The following is a 17,430-nucleotide window of genomic DNA, read 5'->3' on the forward strand; positions in this document are numbered from 1 at the left end:
GAGAGGCAAGGAGATGGCCGCACAGTTCGAATTCAAGATACTGGGACCGCTGGAGGTGGAGCACGCGGGCCGGACCGTCGAACTGGGCGGACTCCGGCCGCGGATCCTGCTGACCATGCTGCTGCTGGAAGCGAACCACCCGGTTCCCTTCACGCGGTTGATCGACGCCATCTGGGGTGACGCGCCGCCCGCTTCGGCCAGAACCCAGGTGCGCATCTGCGTGTCCACCCTGCGGCGGCGGCTCGTGCTCGAAGGCATGCCTTGCCCGATCGAGACCCACCACGTCGGCTATCTGCTCCGGGTCCCCGCGGCTTCCTCGGACTTCGGCCGGTTTCGCGAACTGGTGCGGCGGGGCAGAGCGGCCGCGGATCGGAACCGCCATGGTGACGCGGTGGAGCTGCTGCGGGCCGCGCTCGGGCTGTGGCGCGGGCCGGTCGCGGCCGGGCTGGACAGCGAGCTGGTGCGCACGCTGTCCACCAAACTGGCCGAGGAGCAGCTCACCGTGCTCGAAGAGCGGTTCGAACTGGAGCTGCGGCTGGGCCTGCACCGCCTGGTCGTCGGTGATCTCGCCGGCAGCGTCGCGGAGCATCCGTTCCGCGAGCGGCTCTGCGCCCAGCTGATGCTGGCGCTCTACCGATCCGGGCGTCAGGCGGAAGCGCTGGACGTCTTCCGGGTGACCCGGCGGCGCTTCGACGCCGAGCTCGGTATCGAGCCGGGCGGTGAGCTGCGCACGCTCGAACAGGCGATCCTCCGCGGTGAGCCCGGGCTGGCCAAGCCGGACTCGCCGGGCCCCGCGGCGCCGGACCGGACGCACCGGCCGGGACCCGACCTGGTCCGGCTGCGCCAGGTCGAAAGCGAGAACGCCCGGCTGCGCTCGGACCTGGCGATGTTCCGCGAAGCGGTGACGTCCTGGCTGGAAGTCCAGCGCTGAAGCAGCGCCGATACCGCCCGGCCTCGCTCGGCCGGGCGGTATCAGCTGGGGTGCGCCCCGGGTTTCAGAGCGCGACGGTGACCCCGTAACCGCGGACCCAGGCGTTGAAGTCGACCAGCCGCTCCAGCACCGCCCTGCCGCTGTACGGGCCGCCGTAGCCGAACGAGCCCATCGGCTTGTCCAGCAGCTCGCGGATACCGGCCCGTGACGCGAACTCCAGCACCGGCGAGTCGCCGGTGACGAGCTTCCCGGCCTGCTCCCGCAGGTGCAGCTCGTAGTTTGAGTCCTGTGTGGACGGATACGGGCTTTTCTTGCGCCGCACCACCGACTGCGGCAGCAGGTCCGCGGTCGCGGCCCGGAGCAGGCTCTTCTCCCTGCCGTCGAAGGTCTTCATCGCCCACGGGGTGTTGAACACGTACTCGACCAGCCGGTGGTCGCAGAACGGCACCCGCACCTCCAGTCCCACCGCCATGCTCATCCGGTCCTTGCGGTCGAGCAGGAAGGTCATGAACCGGCTCAGATGCAGGTAGCCGACCTCGCGCATCTTGGCCTCGTGCCCCGCTTCGCCGTCAAGGCGCGGTGCCTCGTCGAGCGCATCTTCGTAGCGTTCCCGGACGTAGCCGGTGAGGTCCAGCCCTTCCCACAGCCCGATCTCGCGCAGGGCCGCCTTCCCGCCCGCCTTCTCGAACGGCGTGTGCCAGGGAAAGGTGCCGGAGTACACCGCCTCCGGATCGTGGAACTGGGTGTAGCCGCCGAACAGCTCGTCGGCGGACTCACCGGACAGTGCCACCGTGGAGAGCTCCCGCACCTTGCGGAACAGCAGGTAGAGCGAGTACTCCATGTCGCCGGTGACCACCGGCAGGTCCAGCGCCTGCAGGGTGGCCTTGCGCACCGCCGGATCAAGCAGTTCGGCGTTGTCGAGCAGCACATCGGTGTGTGCGGCGGCCAGGTGCTCGGCGACCTCGGTGACATAGGGCGTGTCCGGGTCCACCCACACCGCGTTGGGCCGGAAACGTTCGCTGTGCCCGGCGAAGTCGACCGAGAAGGAGCGCACCGGGCCGGCGTCCTGGTCGAGCAGCGCCCTGGCCGCCAGCGCGGTGACGGCACTGGAGTCGAGCCCGCCGGAGAGCAGGCTGCACAACGGGACGTCGGAGATCAGCTGGCGGCGCACGATGTCCTCGAGCAGCTCGCGGACGGTGGCCACGGTGGTGTCCAGGTCGTCGGTGTGCGGGCGGGCTTCCAGCTGCCAGTACCGCGTTTTGGCCAGGCCCCGGCGGGAGACGCGCACCAGATGCCCCGGCCGAACCTCGTGCATCCCGCGGAAGACCGCGTGTTCGGGGGTCATCACCACGCCGAAGATCTCCCGGAGGCCGTCCGCGTCCACCACCGGCTCGGCGAGCGGATTGGCGAAGATCGCCTTGGGCTCGGAGCCGAAGAGCACGCCGTCGGAGGTCGGGTAGTAGTACAGCGGTTTGACGCCCATCCGATCGCGGACCAGCAGCAGTTCCTCGGTGCGGGTGTCCCAGATCGCGAAGGCGTAGATGCCGTTGAGGTGCTCGACGAGCGCTTCACCCCATTCCAGGTACGCGTTGAGCACCACCTCGGTGTCGCTGCTCGTCCGGAAATCATGCCCGCGGCGGCGAAGCTCGGTGCGGAGCTCGCGGAAGTTGTAGACCTCGCCGGAGTAGGTGATCACCGCCGGCGTGTCCTCGCCGTGCCGCGCGAACATCGGCTGGCGGCCACCCTCGACGTCGATCACCGCCAGCCGCCGGTGGCCGAGCATCACGTGCGGCGCCAGCCACACCCCCTTGTCGTCCGGACCGCGGTAGGCCATGGTCTCGGTCATGGCCTCCGCGGTCTCCGCGTGTCGTGTCAGATCGTCTCCGAAGCTCACCCAGCCGGCGATGCCGCACATCGGTAACCGTCCTCTTTGGTCAGTGGTAGGTGTAGAACTTGGTGTGGTCGAGCAGGTCGGCGGGCGACATCGTCTTCCACGGCGGAAGGATCGTGTGCAGGCTCGGCACGTCCGTGGTCTCTTCGGCCGGCAGGTAGTGCGGCACGTCCGGATGGCGCGCCTGCCACATCGCCCAGCACTTGTCGATGAAGCAGTGGTGCAGGAAGAAGACCGGGTCGTTCGGCGAGCCGATGTACATCATGTGGCCGCCGATCCACTGGTGGCCAGCCCCGTGCAGCTTGGTGGGACCGTCGTTGTCCTGCGGGAGCCGGGTGTAGCCCTCGAGATGGTTGCGGAAACTGTTGTACGGCGCGGTGCCGCCGGACTGGTAGCTCCACGGCGGGCAGTCGTAGACCGGCAGCGCCATGGTGTCTTCGAGCTCCCGCGGCGGGGAGAGGATCTGGCCGCTCTGCCCGAGCGCGCGCACCAGGTAGTCCCGGTCGTCGGCGGTGTAGTGGCCGTTGAGCGCCGGCGGCTCCGAGCCGACCGGAACCACGCTGATGTTGAGCCGCCAGCCGTTGCGGCGGGCGAACGGCCCGGTGGTGACCTGCCCGTCGCCGGGCCTGCCGGTGCCGCCCATGAACTCCGGTGCCCACAGCGGCGAGGACTGGGACTGGTCGGTGGTCCAGTCCCAGTACGGGATCGTCACCGACGGATCGACCCGCTGCAGCTCGCGTTCCAGTTCGAGCAGGTACTGCCGGTGCCAGGGAAAGAAGCCGGGGTTGACGTGCCCGATCCTGGCGCCGGTGTCCTTGTCGAGGTAGTCGCCGGAGTTCATGATGATGTGGATCTTGACCAGCTCGTCGTAGAACCCGGACCGCTTGACCGCCAGTATCGCGTGGACGAACCGGCGCTTCTCCTCGGCCGTCATCGCGAGATGGTTCTTGCGGACGTAGACCATTTCGTTCTTCCTCCCGGTGCCCCATCTCAGACGTGGTGTCCCCGCGTGGGAAGCAGGTTCGCGCCGCGCAGCTCGTCGACCGCCCTGCGGGCCGCGAGCAGCGGGGACTCGGCCATCTCGTAGTGGCACAGGGCGCTGAGGTAGGCGGTTTCGCCGTACTTCATCAGGTGCAGCGGCCGGCCGTCGATGCTGACCGCGAGATCCCCGTCCCGGCCGCTGACCCAGATCTCGCGGCCGCGGTAGGTCTCGGTGTACCCGTCGCCGCCGCCAGCCGCGGACACGGCCCTGCCGAGCGCGACGCCGCCGGCCGCGGTCAGGCCGGCAGTCGCGGTCCCGACGACCGCGACCTTGAGCACTTCTCGCCTGTTCATCGTCATCGCAACGTCACTCCTTCTTCCGGGACACCGTTGCCGGTTCACCGTGCGCGGGGCCCGTATCGGCACTGTTTTCGCGGCATATCGCGCTTTCCGCTGCCGCTGATCCGGTGAAACGCGGCCGATAAGCGACCTGCCTAGCCTCGGGGAGAAACCGAGGAGGATTCGATGGACCCCGAACTGAGAGTGGCTGCCGCCGCTTTTCCGCCGGACGATCTGAGCGATATCGCCGCCGCGCGCCGGCGCAACCGGGAATTCGAAGAGAGCGTGCGGCCGGATACCGCGGGCCAACTGCTGGACGTCCACGACCTGTCCGCGGACGGGGTGCCGATCCGGGTCTACGCGCCGGCCGGCCCGCCCCGGCGCCGCCCGGTGCTCGTCTGGTTCCACGGCGGCGCGTTCGTGCTGGGCGGGCTCGCCACCGACGATCCGCGCTGCTCCCGGCTGGCGGTGCACGCCGACGCGCTGGTGGTGGCGGTGGACTACCGGCTGGCGCCGGAACATCCGGCCCCTGCCGCGCTCGAAGACTGCTACCGGGCGCTGACCTGGGTGGCCGGCCATCTCGCCCTGCTTGGCGGCTGCGTCCGGCGGCTGGCGGTGGCGGGCGCGAGCGCGGGCGGCGGGCTGGCCGCCGGAACCGCGCTGCTGGCGCGGGACCGCGGCGGGCCGCCGATCGTCTTCCAGCACCTGCTCTACCCGGCGCTCGACGACCGGCTGCTCACCCGGTCCAGCCGCGAGTCGGCCGGGGTGCCGGTCTTCGACTCGAACTCGGCGGTCGCCATGTGGCGGCACTACCTGGCCGGGCAGCCGGCGACCCCGTACCTGGCGCCGGCCAGGATGGCGGATCTGGCCGGCCTGCCCCCGGCGTACCTGGTCACCGCCGAGCACGATCCCCTGCGGGACGAGGGCATCGAGTACGCGACGCGGCTGCTGGCGGCCGGGGTCGCCTGCGAGCTGCACGTGGTTCCCGGCGCGTTCCACGCGTTCGACACCTTCGCCCCGAACGCAGCCGTTTCCCGGAACGCGGACCTGGAGTACGGCCGGGTGCTCTCGGACGCGTTCCGGATCGCGGGCGGGGTGCCGGAGCCGATGCCGGCAGGTGCCTGAAAAGGGGCCTGATGCCAACCCCTTCCGGCTTACCTGCACGGTCGACGGGTGCGACTCGCTAGCGATCTTCGGGCGAGGAGAACCCTGCTAGGGCGGCTGCGGGGAGCCGGTTGAGGTTGGCGCTGATCATATCGGCTGCCCGCCGCACGGCGGGGGCCAGTGCGGTGAGGCGTCGCCGGTCGAGCACCGCTGCGGACACCGCGGCGATGATCTTTCCGGAGGATGCGCGCACTGGCGCCGCGGCGCCGAACACCGAGCCGAACACCGAGGGGAATATGTCGTCATCCCAGCCGAGGGCGACGCCTTGTTCGTGTGCGTCGGTGATCAGGCGTTTCCATTCGCGGCGGGAGTAGCGGTCGGGGATCGCCGCGTCAGGGTCGTCGATGGCCCAGAGCCTGTCTCCGTTGCAGCCGTGTGGGAGCAGCAGCCCGGCGCGCACCGGGATGTCGTCGCCGAGTTCGCCGCGCAGCAGGCCGATCGAGCGGGTGCGTCCCTGCTCGGGGATGCCGATCCCCACGGTGGCCGTGCGAGTCGCCGCGGCGAGTTGCCGCAGGGGATTCCGGGCGGCGGTGCGCAGCAGTGGCGCGGGTTGCCAGGCTTGCCCAAGGCGGAACATGCTTGGCCCCATCCGGTACCGGCCCGCCCGGCGCTGGACCGCCCCCAGCCCGACGAGTTGGTCCAGCAATCGGTGCGCGGTCGCCTTGTGCAGCCCGGCGCCGGCCCCCACCTGCGCAGGACCGGCCTCACCCAGCCGCGCGAGTTCCTCCAAAACCAGGAACGCGCCCTCGAGCACACCGCGCCCCACCGTCGGCTGTGCGGCAGCCGGTTCTTTCTGGCGTTCCATCAGACCCCTCCTCGGGCAGAACAGCCCCGCTCACTGTAGAGAGGCGTGCCTGCTCAACCAGATACCCCGCGCGTCTCGCTCATCGAGACGACCCCTACCCGATGTGCCGCCGACAGGACGATTCTCCTCGCTGCCGCATTCCGCGCGCACCAACAATTCATCAGGAGGAACGATGAGAACGTCCACCCGACTACTGGCGACCACGGCCACCGCTGCCGTGCTGGGAGTCAGCGGCATCGGCGCTGCGGCAGCCGCGAACGGCATGGTCCCAGCACGAGATGGGGTGTCGACCGCCACCGACACGCCGGTGCTGGGCACCTTCGAGGGACGGTGGGTTATCACTCAAAGCAACGGGATCAAGGGGCATTTGTTCAACAGCGGGCCCGAAAACATCGGCTACTTCAAGGGAGTCGCCGAGATCCCCGACGCGACCGGGGCCATTCACGGCCGGTTGACCGGCAGCAACGACGTACTGTTCGAGATCACCTGGAGTTCCGGACCCACCGGACGGTACGAGGGCCACCTCGGCGCCGATGGCCGGTGGTCCGGCAACTCCATCGACCTCAGCAACCCGACCAGCACCGCGACCTGGATCGCCCACCGCGGATAAGTCCCCGAAGTGCTGCCCCGGCGGATCCGCGAAGATCCGCCGGGGCAGCACGGCCGGCTCACTTCTCCAGGCAGAACTCCCTGATCGGGTAGCCGACGTGCCGGTCCTGGCTTGGCAGGTAACCGAGCACCTTGTCACCTGGCCGGAGCTCGGTGCTGTTGAGCACCGACGCGCCCGGCCCGAGCACCCGCACGTGCCAGTCGTCCTGCAGGATCAGGTTGACCGTCTGGCCGTTCCCCGCCACCGCGTCGATCGAGATCAGCGGCCGGGACTCGATCTTGACCCGGCCCACGGTGACCATCCGGGTGCGGCCCTCGGTGTCCACCGCCATCACCTTGCTGCCCGCCTTGAGCTCGCTGAGGTAGTGCGTGCGCTCGTCCTTCGAGAGCGTGTAGGAGTGGATTGCCCCGGCGTTGACCCGGAACGGCCTGGTCGGCATGTACGGCAGCGGGTGGGTTTCGCTGACGCAGAGGATCATCCCCTTCGAGTGGGAACCGACCAGGATGCCTTCGTCCTTGCCGAAGTAGCTGCACGTGTCCACGCAGGCGCGCTCCCCCATGCCGATGTGGGCGGTCGCGGTGACGGTCAGTTCGACCATGTCGAGCTTTTCCGTCCCGCCGTCGGCCGCCGCCTTGACCGCGGTGGCGTCACCGACCTGCGCCGGGGCGAGCATCACCCCGTCCGAGCCGTGTTCGAGCACCCCGAAGATGATCTCGGCCTCTTCCACGTCGCCCGCGATGGTGAGGTTCCTGCCCTCGGCGCCGGCGGCCGCGGCGAGCACGATCTCCAGCGGGATCTTGGTCGGGTCCCGGAACAGCAGCACGCTCCACTTGTCCGAGGCCGCGGCCTTGCACGCCACCTCCAGCGTCGGCGCGTCGATGATCTCGACGAACCGGCCGAACTCCACCTCCGGGTGCAGCAGGGCGAGTTCGTGCGGCTCGCCGTGTTCGGCCGGGTCCACGATCACCACGTCCGCCGCGCCAAAGTCCGAAGGCAGCGCGAGACCGCGCGGGAAGAGCACCTTCGTGACCGTGGGCGGCAGCCCTTCGAGATCGGCCGGATCGGCCACCACGAGGCCGTCCACCCGCTGGTGCACCGCCTCCTCGATGATGGCCTGCTTCGCCGGGTGCGCGGCACGGATGTCGACCCACACGAGCTTCATTTCAGCACTCCTGTTCACCTTGGTTGGGCAAGGTCGCGGCGGGCCGCCGCGACCCGTCTGGTTGACACCGGTCCGGTCTCCGCGGCTTCGGCCAGAAAGGCGGGCTCGAGCTCGCGGTGCACCCGACCGGCGATCCGCCTGGCGATCGAGCCGGGGTCCGGTGCGTGGAACACGTTGCGCCCCACCGCGAGCCCGGCCACCCCGGAGGACATCACCTCGTCCACATAGGCCAGTACCTCGGCGCAGTTGTCCGCCAGCGGGCCGCCGACCGCGACGATGGGGATCGGGCAGCCGCGGACCACGTCGGCCATCTCCGCGACCGAGCCGACGTACATCGTCTTGACGATGTCGGCGCCGAGGTCGACCGCCAGCGACGCGGCATGGGCGACCATCCCGGGGTCCTTCGGGTTCGTGATCTTCGGCCCGCGCGGGTACATCATCGCCAGCAGCGGGAGGTTCCAGCGGTCGCAGGCCTCCGCGACGGTGGCCATGTCGGCGATCTGCCGACCTTCCTCGACCGAGCCGACGTTGACGTGCACGCTCACCGCGTCCGCGCCGAGCCGCAGGCATTCGTCGACGCTGGCCACCAGATACTTGGCGTTCGGGTCGGGGGCGTGCCTGGTGCTCGCGCTCAGATGCACGATCAGCGAGGTCCGGTTGAACCGCTCCGGATCGACGTTGCGGAGACTGCCCTTGTGCAGCACCACCGCGTCCACCCCGTTCACGGACAGCTCGCAGACGAGGCCGTCCAGCGCGCGGCCGGCGGTGATCGGGCCGTCGGAGATCGAATGGTCGAGCGGAACGATCAGCAGCCGTTCCGAGTCGTGCCGGTGCAGCCGGCGCAGGCGCAGCCGGCGCGCGAACGGGTCGTTGAACGACATGAGCTCTCCTTCTTTCAGGCCGGGACCGTCGAGTCCTGCGGCGAGCGGGTGCGGTCGGGCTCGAGCCCGAAACGCTCGTGCAGCAGCCGGACGGCCGGGATCAGGTCGCCGATCGGCACGGCCGCGCAGATGCGCGACTGGGAGGCGGTGATCGACCTGGCCGTGATGCCGGCCGAACTGAGGCCGGCGAGCATCGCCGCCGCGTACTCCGGCCGGTTCAGCAGCCCGGTGCCGACCACGGACACCTTGCCGATCCGGTCGTGCACCTCGATCCGGCCGTCCCTGGTCGTCGCCGCCAGGCTCAGCAGTGCGCCGCGGATGGCCGGGACGTCACCCGCGTGCACGGTCATCCCCACGGTGAGGGTGCCGGCCGTGTTCGTCGAGACCGTCACCATGTCCACCGGGGCCGCCGATCGGCCCAGCAGCCCGAAGACCTCCTCGAGCACGGCCGGTTCGTCGCCGGCGCACCGGAAATCCACCTGGGCCACCTCGGTGTCGTGCACGACAGCGGCCACAGTGGACCTTGTCTCGAGCATGTTCTTCCTTCCTAATCGGGAAATCACCGTGCCGATCTCACCGGTCGCGGAGCGGCCGACGTGGATGGCGACACCGCAGACCGCGGCCAGCTCGACCGCGCGGGAATGCATGACCTTGGCCCCGGCGAAGGACATCTCGGCCATCACGTCGACGTCGACCGAAGGCAGCACGCTGGGCGCGGCCACCACCCTGGGATCGGCGGTGTACACCCCGTCGACGTCGGTGTAGATCTCGCAGTGCCCGGACCGGAGCTCGGACGCGAGTGCGACGGCGGTGGTGTCCGAACCGCCACGGCCGAGGGTGACGATGTCGCCTTCCGCGTTGATCCCCTGGAAACCGGCCAGCACCACCAGGTTTCCTTCGGCGGACAACCGGGTGATGCGCTCGGTGTCGATCGACACGATCAACCCCGCGCCGTGCCTGCCGGTGGCCCTGATCCCGGTCTGCGCGCCGGTCAGCGAGACCGCGGGAATCCCGCGTTCCAGCAACGCCAGCGCCAGCAGGGCCGCCGACGCGCACTCACCGGTGGCGAGCAGCTGGTCCAGCTCCCTGCCCGCCGGGCTGGAGCTGATCTCCGCGGCCATCGCCAGCAGGATGTCGGTGGTGTCCCCACGAGCCGAGACGACCACGACCGCCGGGCGGCCGGAGCGGTGCACTTCTTCGAGTCGTTCGGCGACGCCCCGGATCAGCTTGCAGGTGGCCAGCGAGCTGCCACCGTACTTGTGCACAATGGTCCCGGAACCGTGCGGGATCATCCCTTCCGGAGGCGGGAGTTCACCGGCCGGGATGCGAAACCTCCCCAGTGCCATCGTGTTCACCTCCATCCTTCTCCGACGCTGTTGCCACCCCAGCATCGGAACCGGCCGTATCGGCGTGATTTCGCCGCTGTTTCACGTAATGCGCCGGTGGGTACGGCGAAGGGCCCGGACACTCGCGCGTCCGGGCCCTTCGCCGTACCAGATCAGCCGCGGTGGCGTCCGGCCAACGCGGCGATCACCGCCCCCGCCAGCGGGAGCAGCGCGATCGGCAGCAGCGCGTCGGAAACACCGAACGACAGGGAGAGCGCGCCGATCACCGCGGACCCGATCGCGCCGCCGATGACGTGCGCGAGCTGGAGCATCCCGGTGGCGGCACCGCGCAGCGCGGGCGGCGCAGCCGTGGAGACCTGCGCGATCAGCAGCGCCTGGGAAATGCCGAACGCGGCAAGGCCGACGGTCACCGCGACGATGGTGGCCGCGACACTGCCGCCGGTGAGCGCGGCGGCCGCCAGCGCGACGGCGAACAGCGCGCCGACCACGGTCAGCAGGGGGTAGCTGCCGGTACGGGCGGCCATCCGCCCGGCCATCCTGGACAGCGCGGCACCGAGCACGGCGGGCGGCAGCAGGGTCAGCCCGGCGACCAGCACCGTCCAGCCGTGCCCGCGCACCAGGATCTGCGGTGCGGCGAACAGGATCGCGTACAACCCGCCGAACGCGCCGAACCCGATGGCCGCCGCGGCGCGGAAGACCGGCACCGCGACCAGGTCACGCGGCAGGAACCCGGCGGGCCGGCTGCGCACCCGCAGCGCCAGCCCGGCCGCCGTCAGCACGGTCACCACCGCGGTCACCCCCACGACCACGGCCGGCAGCTGCAAGGTCTTCGCCTGGATCAGCACGAGAATCCCGGCCGCCGTGACGACCAGCAGCCCGGCGCCCACAGCGTCCACCGGCTTGCCCGAACGCCCGGCGCGGGACGCGGCGAGCCGCAGGCAGAGCAGCACCCCGATCAGGGACAGCGCCGGCAGCACCAGGGTCACCCGCCAGGACAGCGCCGACGTGACCAGGCCGCCGACGATCGTCCCGCTGCCCACGAAGGCCGACATCGTCGCCGCCATGGTGGCCAGCACGACACCCCGGTCCTCGTCGGGCGAGGTCGCGCCGAGGAAGAGGCCGGCCGCGGTCATCGCACCGGCGCCCGCGCCAAGCACCAGCCTGCCCGCGATCAGCACCCCGAGACTGGGGGCGAGCACGCAGGCCAGCACCCCGGCCAGCAGCAGGACCACCCCGGTGGCCAGCGTGCGGTGCACCCCTTTGGCGTCGGACAGGCGGCCGAACAGGGCGGTGCCGGTGCCTTGGGTGAGCGCGTACGCGGCCAGCAACCACGCGGTCGCCGAAGGGTCGATGTGCAGTGCGGCGGCGGCGTTGGGCAGTGCGAGCCCGCCGGCGGACACGCCGAAGACCATCGGCCCGATCAGCAGGCCGACCCGGACACCGGTCTGCGCGGCGCCGGGTTTTCCTTGCGGCCGTGGGAGGTTCGTCGTGGAGGATTCGGTTCTGGTCATTTCGTCACCCGACTTCGGTTCGCTGGTTTCCGGCGCTCAGCGGCCGGATGTTGTGGTTGATCCGGAACAGGTTTCCGGGGTCGTAGTCGGCTTTCAGGGCGCGCAGCCGGCGGAACGCGGCGGTGTCGTACGCGTTCGGCACGTCCTCGACGCTGTCCGGCCCGCTGAGGAAGTTGACGTAGCTGCCGCCGGTGGCCCATTCCGCGAGCTTCGGGAAGAGCTCCCCGCTGACCCCACCGCTGTGCGGCGGGGAGAGCGTGGTCAGGCAGAAGGCGGCGTCCCGGTTGCCCACCGCGTTGGGCCGTTCCGGCGGGCGACCCAACGCACCGCCGAGCTGGCGCAGCTCGACCATCGGGTCCTGGCAGGCCGAGCCCGGCCCGGCCGCGGCGAGCAGCGCGTCCACCGCTTGCCTGTCCAGCTCGCGCAGCAACAGGTTTCGCTCGTGGTAGGCGACCGGCACGGTGGTGTCCTGGTGGATCGCGGCGACGTCGGTGTAGGGCATTTCGGTGACGGTGTCCAGCACCACCGGCGCGGCCGCCCGCAGCGGCCGGATGAGCTGCTCGCCGCACTCGGGCGGGCCGAGGAACGCGATCCGCAGATGCACCATCAGCTTGCCGCGCAACGGTTCGGCGACCTCCGGCACTGCGGGCAGCCGGATCAGCGCCAGTGACGTGGTCATCTCGTCGCTGACGTGCGGGGTCCAGGCGAGCCAGGCCCGCAGCACTTCACCCGCCGCCTCGCCGGGGAAGTAGAGCCCGCCGCCGTAGAGCCGGGACACCGGCGCCAGGTCGAACGTCAGCGAGGTCACCACGCCGAAGTTGCCCTTGCCGCCGAGCAGTCCCCAGAACAGCTCCGGGCGGCGGAGGTCGGACACCTCCCGCAGCCGCCCGTCCGCGGTCACCACGTCGAGCCCGCGCACGTGGTCGGCGGCGTAGCCGTACTTGCGGCCGAGCGGGCCCATCCCGCCGCCGAGGGTGTAGCCGACCACCCCGACCAGCGGGGAGGAGCCGTTCAGCGGGGCGAGGCCGAACGCCGCCGCTTCGTGGATGACCTGCTCCCAGCGGACCCCGGCCTCGACCCTGGCGGTGCGGGTGTGCGGGTCGACGTGCAGGCCGGTCATCCGCCGGGTGCTGATCAGCAGCGCGCCGTCGGCGGGCTGGGAGACTCCGTGCCCGGTCGCCTGCACCGCCACCGGCAGGTCGTTGGCGGCGGCGAACCGCACCGCGGCCAGCACGTCTGCCGTCCCGGTCGCACCGACCACCACCGCCGGGTGGTGCTCGACGATCAGGTTGAAGGTGGCGCACTCGGCGTCGTAGCCGTGCTGTCCCGGCAGCAGGACCGGCCCCCTGACCTGTCCGGCCAGCTCCGCCAGGCCGGCCGGGGTCAGCACTGTCTCGGCAGCTCTCATGATGGACACCTCCTGGGTTTCGTGGACATGGACCAACGATCGCGCCGCGCGTCGCGCGGGCCCATCCCGCGGGAACGGGTGCGCCGCCGGCGCGATACCCCTCAAACGAGGGGTGCGGCATCCGGGGGAACCCGGGAATACGCGAGCGATACGGCCCGCTGTGCACGATGAGCGCCGAACAGGTGCGGAGACGAGGTCCGGAGATGAGCAGGCCGACGGCGGCACACCTGCTGCGGGAGCGGGACGAGCTTCTCGCCGGTGCTTCGCGCGCCCAGGACACGCTGGGGCTGTTCGCGGAGGCGTCTGCCCGACTGCGCCGCCTGGTGCCGTTCTCGGCGGCGGTGTGGCGGGCGACCGACCCGCTGACCGGCCTGATGACGGCCCCGATCCGGGTGGAAAACCTGGACGAGGACGGCTGCGCGGTGTTCTGGGACAGCGAGCTGCTGTCCGAGAGCGTCAATCCCTTCCACGCGGTGGCGCGGATGCCGGTGCCGGCGGCCGGGCTGCGGGAGAGCACCGGTGACCTGCCCGGTCGCAGCGCGCTCTACCGGCAGTACATGCGGCCGCGGGGACTGGACGACGAGCTGAGGACGGTGCTTCGCGCCGGTGGGCTCCCGTGGGGGACGGTCAGCCTGTTCCGCGAGCGGGGGCAGATGCCGTTCACCCCGGCCGACATCGAGTTCCTCGCCGGGCTGTCCGGGCCGCTGGGGCACCGGTTGCGGTCCTACGCACGGCCGCCCGCCGTGGCCGGTCCGGGTGCGGTGCCCGGACCCGGGCTGCTGCTGTTCGACCAGGACGGGGTGCTGGTCTCGGTCAACGACGAGGCCAGGCACCACCTCGCGCGAATCCCCGAGGGACCGGCGGTCGACGGCGGGTTCGGGCTGTCGCTGCCCGCCTGGGTGCACAGCACCGTCGTGCGGGCCCGCGCCATCGCCGAAGGCCGGGACCGCGGGTGCGCGCGGGTGCGGGTGCGCAGCCGCAGCGGCGCCTGGCTGCAGTGCCACGCGTCCTGCCTCACCGGTGCCGACGGTTCGATCGGCCAGACCGTGCTGGTGCTCGACGTCGCCAGCGCCTCCGAGATCGCGCCCATCCTGTTCGCCGCCTACGAGCTCTCCGAGCGGGAGTTGGAGATCACCCAGCTACTGGCCAGGGGCATGGCCACCGGCGAGATAGCCGGGAAACTGTTCCTCTCCCCGCACACCATCCGGGACCACATCAAGACGATCTTCGACAAGGTCCGCGTGTCCAGCCGCGGCGAGCTGGTCGCCAAGCTGTTCACCGAGCACTACGAACCCTTCGGTGCCGGCCAGGTCGTCCGGGTCAGCGATCACTGACGCCGTCCTCTTGCGGGAGCTGTTCCGGACGGTCTCGGTGGCGGATCAGCAGGATGAGATTCGTCGCGGCGATGGCGACCAGACCGGCCAAGCTCAGCCAGAATCCGACCCCAGGTTGAACGATCTCACGTGCCTTGCCCACGATGTCGATCCCGCGGGCGTCGGGAAGTTCGGTCATCAGCTCCGCGAAACTTTCGGCCACGGCCGCCCACTGCCTGATGATCAGTATTTCGGTCGTCGCCAGTAGCAGCGCCGCGACCGCGGCCACGGTGAGGGTGACGACCGCACGCAGGCGCCAGACCTGGACGAACGCGCCCGCCAGCCCCAGCCCGATGGCTACAACCGCGGCAATCGCGAAGCCACGGACAACACCGCCGGGAGCGGCGTCCTCGGTGGTCACGTCGACCAGCGCGGAAGACATCTCGAAGGCGCCGGTGGCTTCCAGCCCAGGATCTCCGGCCGTGACCAGATCGGCGCCGGTGAAGGACGCGGCCACCTCCCCTTGGCCTGCCGCGCTGTCGGACACCGAGCAGGACGCGGCCACATTCGGCAGCAGGAGAAAGAGCAGCAGAACCAGCAGGAACCCCATCGGCCCAGCGATCCGCTGCACCGGTTTGACCTGATCTTCGGTCTGCTCCGCCACCATCTCGGCAAAGTAACGGCTCCGGTCCGGGACCCCTCCCGGAGACGCGCTGGCGGCAATCGGTGGCGAGTGCTCGTCCGGTTGGCCGAACTTGTTCTTTCCCCGGTTTGGGCGTCACCCGGCCGGTAAATCCTTGGCCAAAGGGTGAGAACGGTCCGGAAGGAGTCCGCGAGCCGAAATGAGCGAAGACGCCCCGAAACGGCGTTCCCCGGCGGAGTTGATGCGGGTGGCGCGGGCGGAGTTCGAGGAGCTGACCGGCCGCACGATCGAGGCGGTCTCCGCCTTCGCCAAAACGGACCACGGCTGGGAACTGAACGTGGAGGTCGTGGAGCTCGCGCGCATTCCGGACACCACCAGTGTGCTGGCGACCTACCGGGTGCTGCTCGATTCGGACGGTGAATTCGGCGGCTATGAACGGGTACGAAGGTATGCGCGCGGCCAGATCGAGCTGTAGGACCACCCGCGAAAGGAAGTGTTCGATGACCGTGGCAACGACCCAATCGACGAGCAATGTCCAGCGAGGCCAGGGAACCGGGAACCTCTACGACATTCTGGAGCTCATTCTGGACAAGGGCCTGGTGATCGACGCGTTCGTCCGGGTCTCCCTGGTGGGCATCGAGCTGCTGACCATCGACGCCAGGATCGTGGTGGCCAGTGTGGACACCTACCTGCGGTTCGCCGAGGCGTGCAACCGGCTCGACCTCAACCAGGCGTCCAACGCGACCACCCTGCCCGACCTGGTCGGTGACGTGACCGAGCAGGGCGCCAAAGGGAAGTCGAAAGGCGCATTGACCGGTGCGGTCGAAACGTTCGCCGAGCAGTTCCAGAAGTCCAGTGGCGACGAGGAGTCCCGCACCGCACGGCCGCGCAGCCGGAAAAGCAGTACAAGGTCGGAATGAGTCGGAATGAGTACCTATCTTTACGGCATAGTTCCGGCTTCGCATCCGGCACGGGTGCGGGACCTGGTCGGCGTCGGCAAGACGCCAACGCCGCTGCGCACCGTCCACGCCGGTGAGCTGAAGGCCGTGGTCGGCGACGTGCCACCGGACGTCCGGCCGAAGCGGCGGGACCTGCTGGCGCACGAGCGGGCACTGGAGTCCCTGTGCCGGCAGGGCCCCACCCTGCCGATGCGGTTCGGCGTGCTCGCCGAGGACGACGACGCGGTGGCGCGGGAGGTTTCCGCCCGGCAGGACGGCTACCTGGAGATCCTGACCTCCCTGGCCGGGCAGGTCGAAATGAACGTCAAGGTGGCCCATCGGCAGGAGGCGGTGCTGCGGGAGGTACTGGCCGCGGACTCGCGGCTGCGAAAGTTGAACGAGGGGTTGCGGGCACACGGCGGCACGCGCGAGGAACGGGTCCGTTTCGGCGAGCTGGTGGCCGAAGCGCTCAGCGCGCGGGAGGCCGAGGACGCCGCCGCCATCCGTTCGGCGCTCGGGCGGCACGCGACTGCCGAAGCCGACGGGCCCGCCGTGGACGGCTGTTTCGTCAACACCTCCTTTCTCGTCCCGGAGAAAGGTATGGAGACCTTCGAGGCGGCCGTGCGCGAGTTGGCCGAGTCGATCGGGCGGCTGGCCGAAGTGCGGACGCGGGGGCCGCTGCCGCCATACAGCTTCGCCGACGGCGTCAGCCGGACGGCGTGACTCGAAGGACCCGCGATGGGGCTCCTCCGAGAACTGGTGCTGCTTCCCTTCGCGCCACTTCGCGGGGTGGCCTGGACCGTCCAGCGGGTAGTCGACACCGCGGAACAGGAGCGGTTAGCCGGCATCAGAACTGATCTCGCCGCCCTGGAGAAGGCGCTGCTGGCCGGGGAGATCAGCGAGGAGGACTTCGACCGCAGGGAAGACGAACTGCTCGACGAGCTCGACCCGGGGGGCAACCGGATGACACAACCAGGGACGGAGTGAACAGATGACTCCTGGGATGAAGATAGCCGTCGCGGTCGTGGGCGGATATTTCCTCGGAAGGCACAGGAAGGCCAAGCTGGCGATCACGATGGGTGCCTGGCTCGCCGGCAAGAAGCTCAACCTCAGCCCGCAGAAGCTGCTCTCCGATGTGACCAGGGAACTGAGTTCGTCGCCGCAGCTGGCCGGGTTGCGCGAGCAGGTCCGCGACGAGGTGCTCACGGCCGGGAAGTCGATGGCCACCGGGGTGCTCACCCAGCAGGCCGACCGGCTGGCCGGTTCCTTGCAACAGCGCGCCGACCTGCTGCGCGACGGCTCGCAGGAGTCCGAAAAGGACACTGTGGCCACTGTGGACACTGTGGGCACTGAGGGCACTGGGGACACCGCCAAAGCCGCCACCAAGAAGGCCACCACCGCCGCGAAGAGCGGTTCGGCCCGCCGGGCCTCGGGCACCGCGCGCAAGACGACCGGCTCGCGGGCGCAGGGCACGGCCAAGCGGACTCCGGCGAAGGGGCGGTGACCC

At 70.3% G+C, this 17,430-nt stretch carries 19 protein-coding genes; 9 read left to right on the top strand and 10 right to left on the bottom strand.

The features are described from left to right. The first annotated feature begins 13 nt into the window (after window positions 1-13). Window positions 14-931, top strand: a complete 918-nt coding sequence (locus tag AMYNI_RS46800; protein ID WP_051116420.1) for an AfsR/SARP family transcriptional regulator — start codon at window positions 14-16, stop codon at window positions 929-931. A gap of 64 nt (window positions 932-995) precedes the next feature. Here AMYNI_RS46800 and asnB read toward each other — a convergent pair whose 3' ends face one another. From asnB to AMYNI_RS0141710, 3 genes are read right to left on the bottom strand one after another with little or no spacing between them, the layout of a single operon-like run. Next, the gene (gene asnB / locus AMYNI_RS0141700; RefSeq protein WP_020674091.1) at window positions 996-2,846 is read right to left on the bottom strand and encodes an asparagine synthase (glutamine-hydrolyzing); all 1,851 of its coding nucleotides are present in this window, start codon (window positions 2,844-2,846) and stop codon (window positions 996-998) included. Window positions 2,847-2,865: 19 nt separating this feature from the next. Next, entirely contained in the window at window positions 2,866-3,786 is a 921-nt protein-coding gene (locus AMYNI_RS0141705) for a tyrosinase family protein (RefSeq protein ID WP_020674092.1), read from the bottom strand. 26 nt (window positions 3,787-3,812) lie between these two features. Further along, a complete protein-coding gene (locus AMYNI_RS0141710; RefSeq protein ID WP_020674093.1) occupies window positions 3,813-4,163 on the bottom strand; it encodes a tyrosinase family oxidase copper chaperone in 351 nt (116 codons plus the stop codon). Between the two features lie 165 nt (window positions 4,164-4,328). Between AMYNI_RS0141710 and AMYNI_RS46805 the strand changes: the two genes are divergently transcribed. Further along, window positions 4,329-5,267 carry an alpha/beta hydrolase gene (locus AMYNI_RS46805; protein WP_020674094.1) on the top strand — a complete coding sequence of 313 codons (939 nt, stop codon included), beginning with the start codon at window positions 4,329-4,331 and terminating at the stop codon, window positions 5,265-5,267. Window positions 5,268-5,325: 58 nt separating this feature from the next. Here the strand turns inward: AMYNI_RS46805 and AMYNI_RS0141720 are convergent, their stop codons facing one another. After that, the gene (locus AMYNI_RS0141720) at window positions 5,326-6,111 is read right to left on the bottom strand and encodes a helix-turn-helix domain-containing protein (RefSeq protein ID WP_020674095.1); all 786 of its coding nucleotides are present in this window, start codon (window positions 6,109-6,111) and stop codon (window positions 5,326-5,328) included. 172 nt (window positions 6,112-6,283) lie between these two features. Between AMYNI_RS0141720 and AMYNI_RS0141725 the strand changes: the two genes are divergently transcribed. After that, window positions 6,284-6,721, top strand: a complete 438-nt coding sequence (locus AMYNI_RS0141725) for a hypothetical protein (protein ID WP_157357735.1) — start codon at window positions 6,284-6,286, stop codon at window positions 6,719-6,721. A gap of 58 nt (window positions 6,722-6,779) precedes the next feature. Here AMYNI_RS0141725 and AMYNI_RS0141730 read toward each other — a convergent pair whose 3' ends face one another. The 5 genes from AMYNI_RS0141730 to AMYNI_RS0141750 all read right to left on the bottom strand — a co-directional run bounded on the left by AMYNI_RS0141730 (window position 6,780) and on the right by AMYNI_RS0141750 (window position 13,029). Next, the gene (locus tag AMYNI_RS0141730) at window positions 6,780-7,883 is read right to left on the bottom strand and encodes a 3-dehydroquinate synthase II family protein (RefSeq protein ID WP_020674097.1); all 1,104 of its coding nucleotides are present in this window, start codon (window positions 7,881-7,883) and stop codon (window positions 6,780-6,782) included. A 14-nt stretch (window positions 7,884-7,897) separates the two neighbouring features. Then, window positions 7,898-8,764 (bottom strand): 2-amino-3,7-dideoxy-D-threo-hept-6-ulosonate synthase, encoded by an 867-nt coding sequence (locus AMYNI_RS0141735; protein ID WP_020674098.1) that lies wholly within the window; start codon window positions 8,762-8,764, stop codon window positions 7,898-7,900. Window positions 8,765-8,778: 14 nt separating this feature from the next. Beyond that, entirely contained in the window at window positions 8,779-10,110 is a 1,332-nt protein-coding gene (locus AMYNI_RS0141740) for an aspartate kinase (protein ID WP_245574119.1), read from the bottom strand. A 152-nt stretch (window positions 10,111-10,262) separates the two neighbouring features. After that, a complete protein-coding gene (locus tag AMYNI_RS0141745) occupies window positions 10,263-11,621 on the bottom strand; it encodes an MFS transporter (protein WP_020674100.1) in 1,359 nt (452 codons plus the stop codon). Window positions 11,622-11,625: 4 nt separating this feature from the next. Further along, a complete protein-coding gene (locus AMYNI_RS0141750; protein WP_051116421.1) occupies window positions 11,626-13,029 on the bottom strand; it encodes an FAD-binding oxidoreductase in 1,404 nt (467 codons plus the stop codon). A gap of 203 nt (window positions 13,030-13,232) precedes the next feature. Here AMYNI_RS0141750 and AMYNI_RS0141755 point away from each other — a divergent pair, with 203 nt between their 5' ends. Then, window positions 13,233-14,363: a helix-turn-helix domain-containing protein gene (locus AMYNI_RS0141755; protein ID WP_020674102.1), complete on the top strand. Its 1,131-nt coding sequence runs from the start codon at window positions 13,233-13,235 to the stop codon at window positions 14,361-14,363. Here the strand turns inward: AMYNI_RS0141755 and AMYNI_RS0141760 are convergent. Beyond that, window positions 14,350-15,009, bottom strand: a complete 660-nt coding sequence (locus AMYNI_RS0141760; protein ID WP_020674103.1) for a hypothetical protein — start codon at window positions 15,007-15,009, stop codon at window positions 14,350-14,352. The genes AMYNI_RS0141755 and AMYNI_RS0141760 overlap by 14 nt on opposite strands. 175 nt (window positions 15,010-15,184) lie before the next feature. On the opposite strand from AMYNI_RS0141760, the gene AMYNI_RS0141765 reads away from it, so the two are divergent. From AMYNI_RS0141765 to AMYNI_RS47665, 5 genes are read left to right on the top strand one after another with little or no spacing between them, the layout of a single operon-like run. Further along, the gene (locus AMYNI_RS0141765) at window positions 15,185-15,460 is read left to right on the top strand and encodes a gas vesicle protein GvpO (protein WP_020674104.1); all 276 of its coding nucleotides are present in this window, start codon (window positions 15,185-15,187) and stop codon (window positions 15,458-15,460) included. Window positions 15,461-15,485: 25 nt separating this feature from the next. Then, on the top strand, window positions 15,486-15,905 hold the full coding sequence (locus tag AMYNI_RS0141770; protein ID WP_020674105.1) for a gas vesicle structural protein GvpA: 420 nt from the start codon (window positions 15,486-15,488) through the stop codon (window positions 15,903-15,905). A gap of 6 nt (window positions 15,906-15,911) precedes the next feature. Beyond that, window positions 15,912-16,646 carry a GvpL/GvpF family gas vesicle protein gene (locus AMYNI_RS0141775; RefSeq protein ID WP_020674106.1) on the top strand — a complete coding sequence of 245 codons (735 nt, stop codon included), beginning with the start codon at window positions 15,912-15,914 and terminating at the stop codon, window positions 16,644-16,646. Between the two features lie 15 nt (window positions 16,647-16,661). After that, window positions 16,662-16,910: a gas vesicle protein GvpG gene (locus AMYNI_RS0141780; protein WP_020674107.1), complete on the top strand. Its 249-nt coding sequence runs from the start codon at window positions 16,662-16,664 to the stop codon at window positions 16,908-16,910. A gap of 4 nt (window positions 16,911-16,914) precedes the next feature. Then, window positions 16,915-17,427, top strand: a complete 513-nt coding sequence (locus AMYNI_RS47665; RefSeq protein ID WP_157357737.1) for a hypothetical protein — start codon at window positions 16,915-16,917, stop codon at window positions 17,425-17,427. Window positions 17,428-17,430: the final 3 nt, after the last annotated feature.

It is taken from the genome of Amycolatopsis nigrescens CSC17Ta-90 (genome assembly GCF_000384315.1).
GTDB lineage: Bacteria > Actinomycetota > Actinomycetes > Mycobacteriales > Pseudonocardiaceae > Amycolatopsis > Amycolatopsis nigrescens.

What these genes read in the sequence shown, in the direction of transcription:
- AMYNI_RS46800 (WP_051116420.1), top strand. Translation starts at nt 14, where the DNA reads ATGGCCGCACAGTTCGAATTCAAGATACTGGGACCGCTGGAGGTGGAG.
- asnB (WP_020674091.1), bottom strand. Translation starts at nt 2,846, where the DNA reads ATGTGCGGCATCGCCGGCTGGGTGAGCTTCGGAGACGATCTGACACGA.
- AMYNI_RS0141705 (WP_020674092.1), bottom strand. Translation starts at nt 3,786, where the DNA reads ATGGTCTACGTCCGCAAGAACCATCTCGCGATGACGGCCGAGGAGAAG.
- AMYNI_RS0141710 (WP_020674093.1), bottom strand. Translation starts at nt 4,163, where the DNA reads ATGACGATGAACAGGCGAGAAGTGCTCAAGGTCGCGGTCGTCGGGACC.
- AMYNI_RS46805 (WP_020674094.1), top strand. Translation starts at nt 4,329, where the DNA reads ATGGACCCCGAACTGAGAGTGGCTGCCGCCGCTTTTCCGCCGGACGAT.
- AMYNI_RS0141720 (WP_020674095.1), bottom strand. Translation starts at nt 6,111, where the DNA reads ATGGAACGCCAGAAAGAACCGGCTGCCGCACAGCCGACGGTGGGGCGC.
- AMYNI_RS0141725 (WP_157357735.1), top strand. Translation starts at nt 6,284, where the DNA reads ATGAGAACGTCCACCCGACTACTGGCGACCACGGCCACCGCTGCCGTG.
- AMYNI_RS0141730 (WP_020674097.1), bottom strand. Translation starts at nt 7,883, where the DNA reads ATGAAGCTCGTGTGGGTCGACATCCGTGCCGCGCACCCGGCGAAGCAG.
- AMYNI_RS0141735 (WP_020674098.1), bottom strand. Translation starts at nt 8,764, where the DNA reads ATGTCGTTCAACGACCCGTTCGCGCGCCGGCTGCGCCTGCGCCGGCTG.
- AMYNI_RS0141740 (WP_245574119.1), bottom strand. Translation starts at nt 10,110, where the DNA reads ATGGCACTGGGGAGGTTTCGCATCCCGGCCGGTGAACTCCCGCCTCCG.
- AMYNI_RS0141745 (WP_020674100.1), bottom strand. Translation starts at nt 11,621, where the DNA reads ATGACCAGAACCGAATCCTCCACGACGAACCTCCCACGGCCGCAAGGA.
- AMYNI_RS0141750 (WP_051116421.1), bottom strand. Translation starts at nt 13,029, where the DNA reads ATGAGAGCTGCCGAGACAGTGCTGACCCCGGCCGGCCTGGCGGAGCTG.
- AMYNI_RS0141755 (WP_020674102.1), top strand. Translation starts at nt 13,233, where the DNA reads ATGAGCAGGCCGACGGCGGCACACCTGCTGCGGGAGCGGGACGAGCTT.
- AMYNI_RS0141760 (WP_020674103.1), bottom strand. Translation starts at nt 15,009, where the DNA reads ATGGTGGCGGAGCAGACCGAAGATCAGGTCAAACCGGTGCAGCGGATC.
- AMYNI_RS0141765 (WP_020674104.1), top strand. Translation starts at nt 15,185, where the DNA reads ATGAGCGAAGACGCCCCGAAACGGCGTTCCCCGGCGGAGTTGATGCGG.
- AMYNI_RS0141770 (WP_020674105.1), top strand. Translation starts at nt 15,486, where the DNA reads ATGACCGTGGCAACGACCCAATCGACGAGCAATGTCCAGCGAGGCCAG.
- AMYNI_RS0141775 (WP_020674106.1), top strand. Translation starts at nt 15,912, where the DNA reads ATGAGTACCTATCTTTACGGCATAGTTCCGGCTTCGCATCCGGCACGG.
- AMYNI_RS0141780 (WP_020674107.1), top strand. Translation starts at nt 16,662, where the DNA reads ATGGGGCTCCTCCGAGAACTGGTGCTGCTTCCCTTCGCGCCACTTCGC.
- AMYNI_RS47665 (WP_157357737.1), top strand. Translation starts at nt 16,915, where the DNA reads ATGACTCCTGGGATGAAGATAGCCGTCGCGGTCGTGGGCGGATATTTC.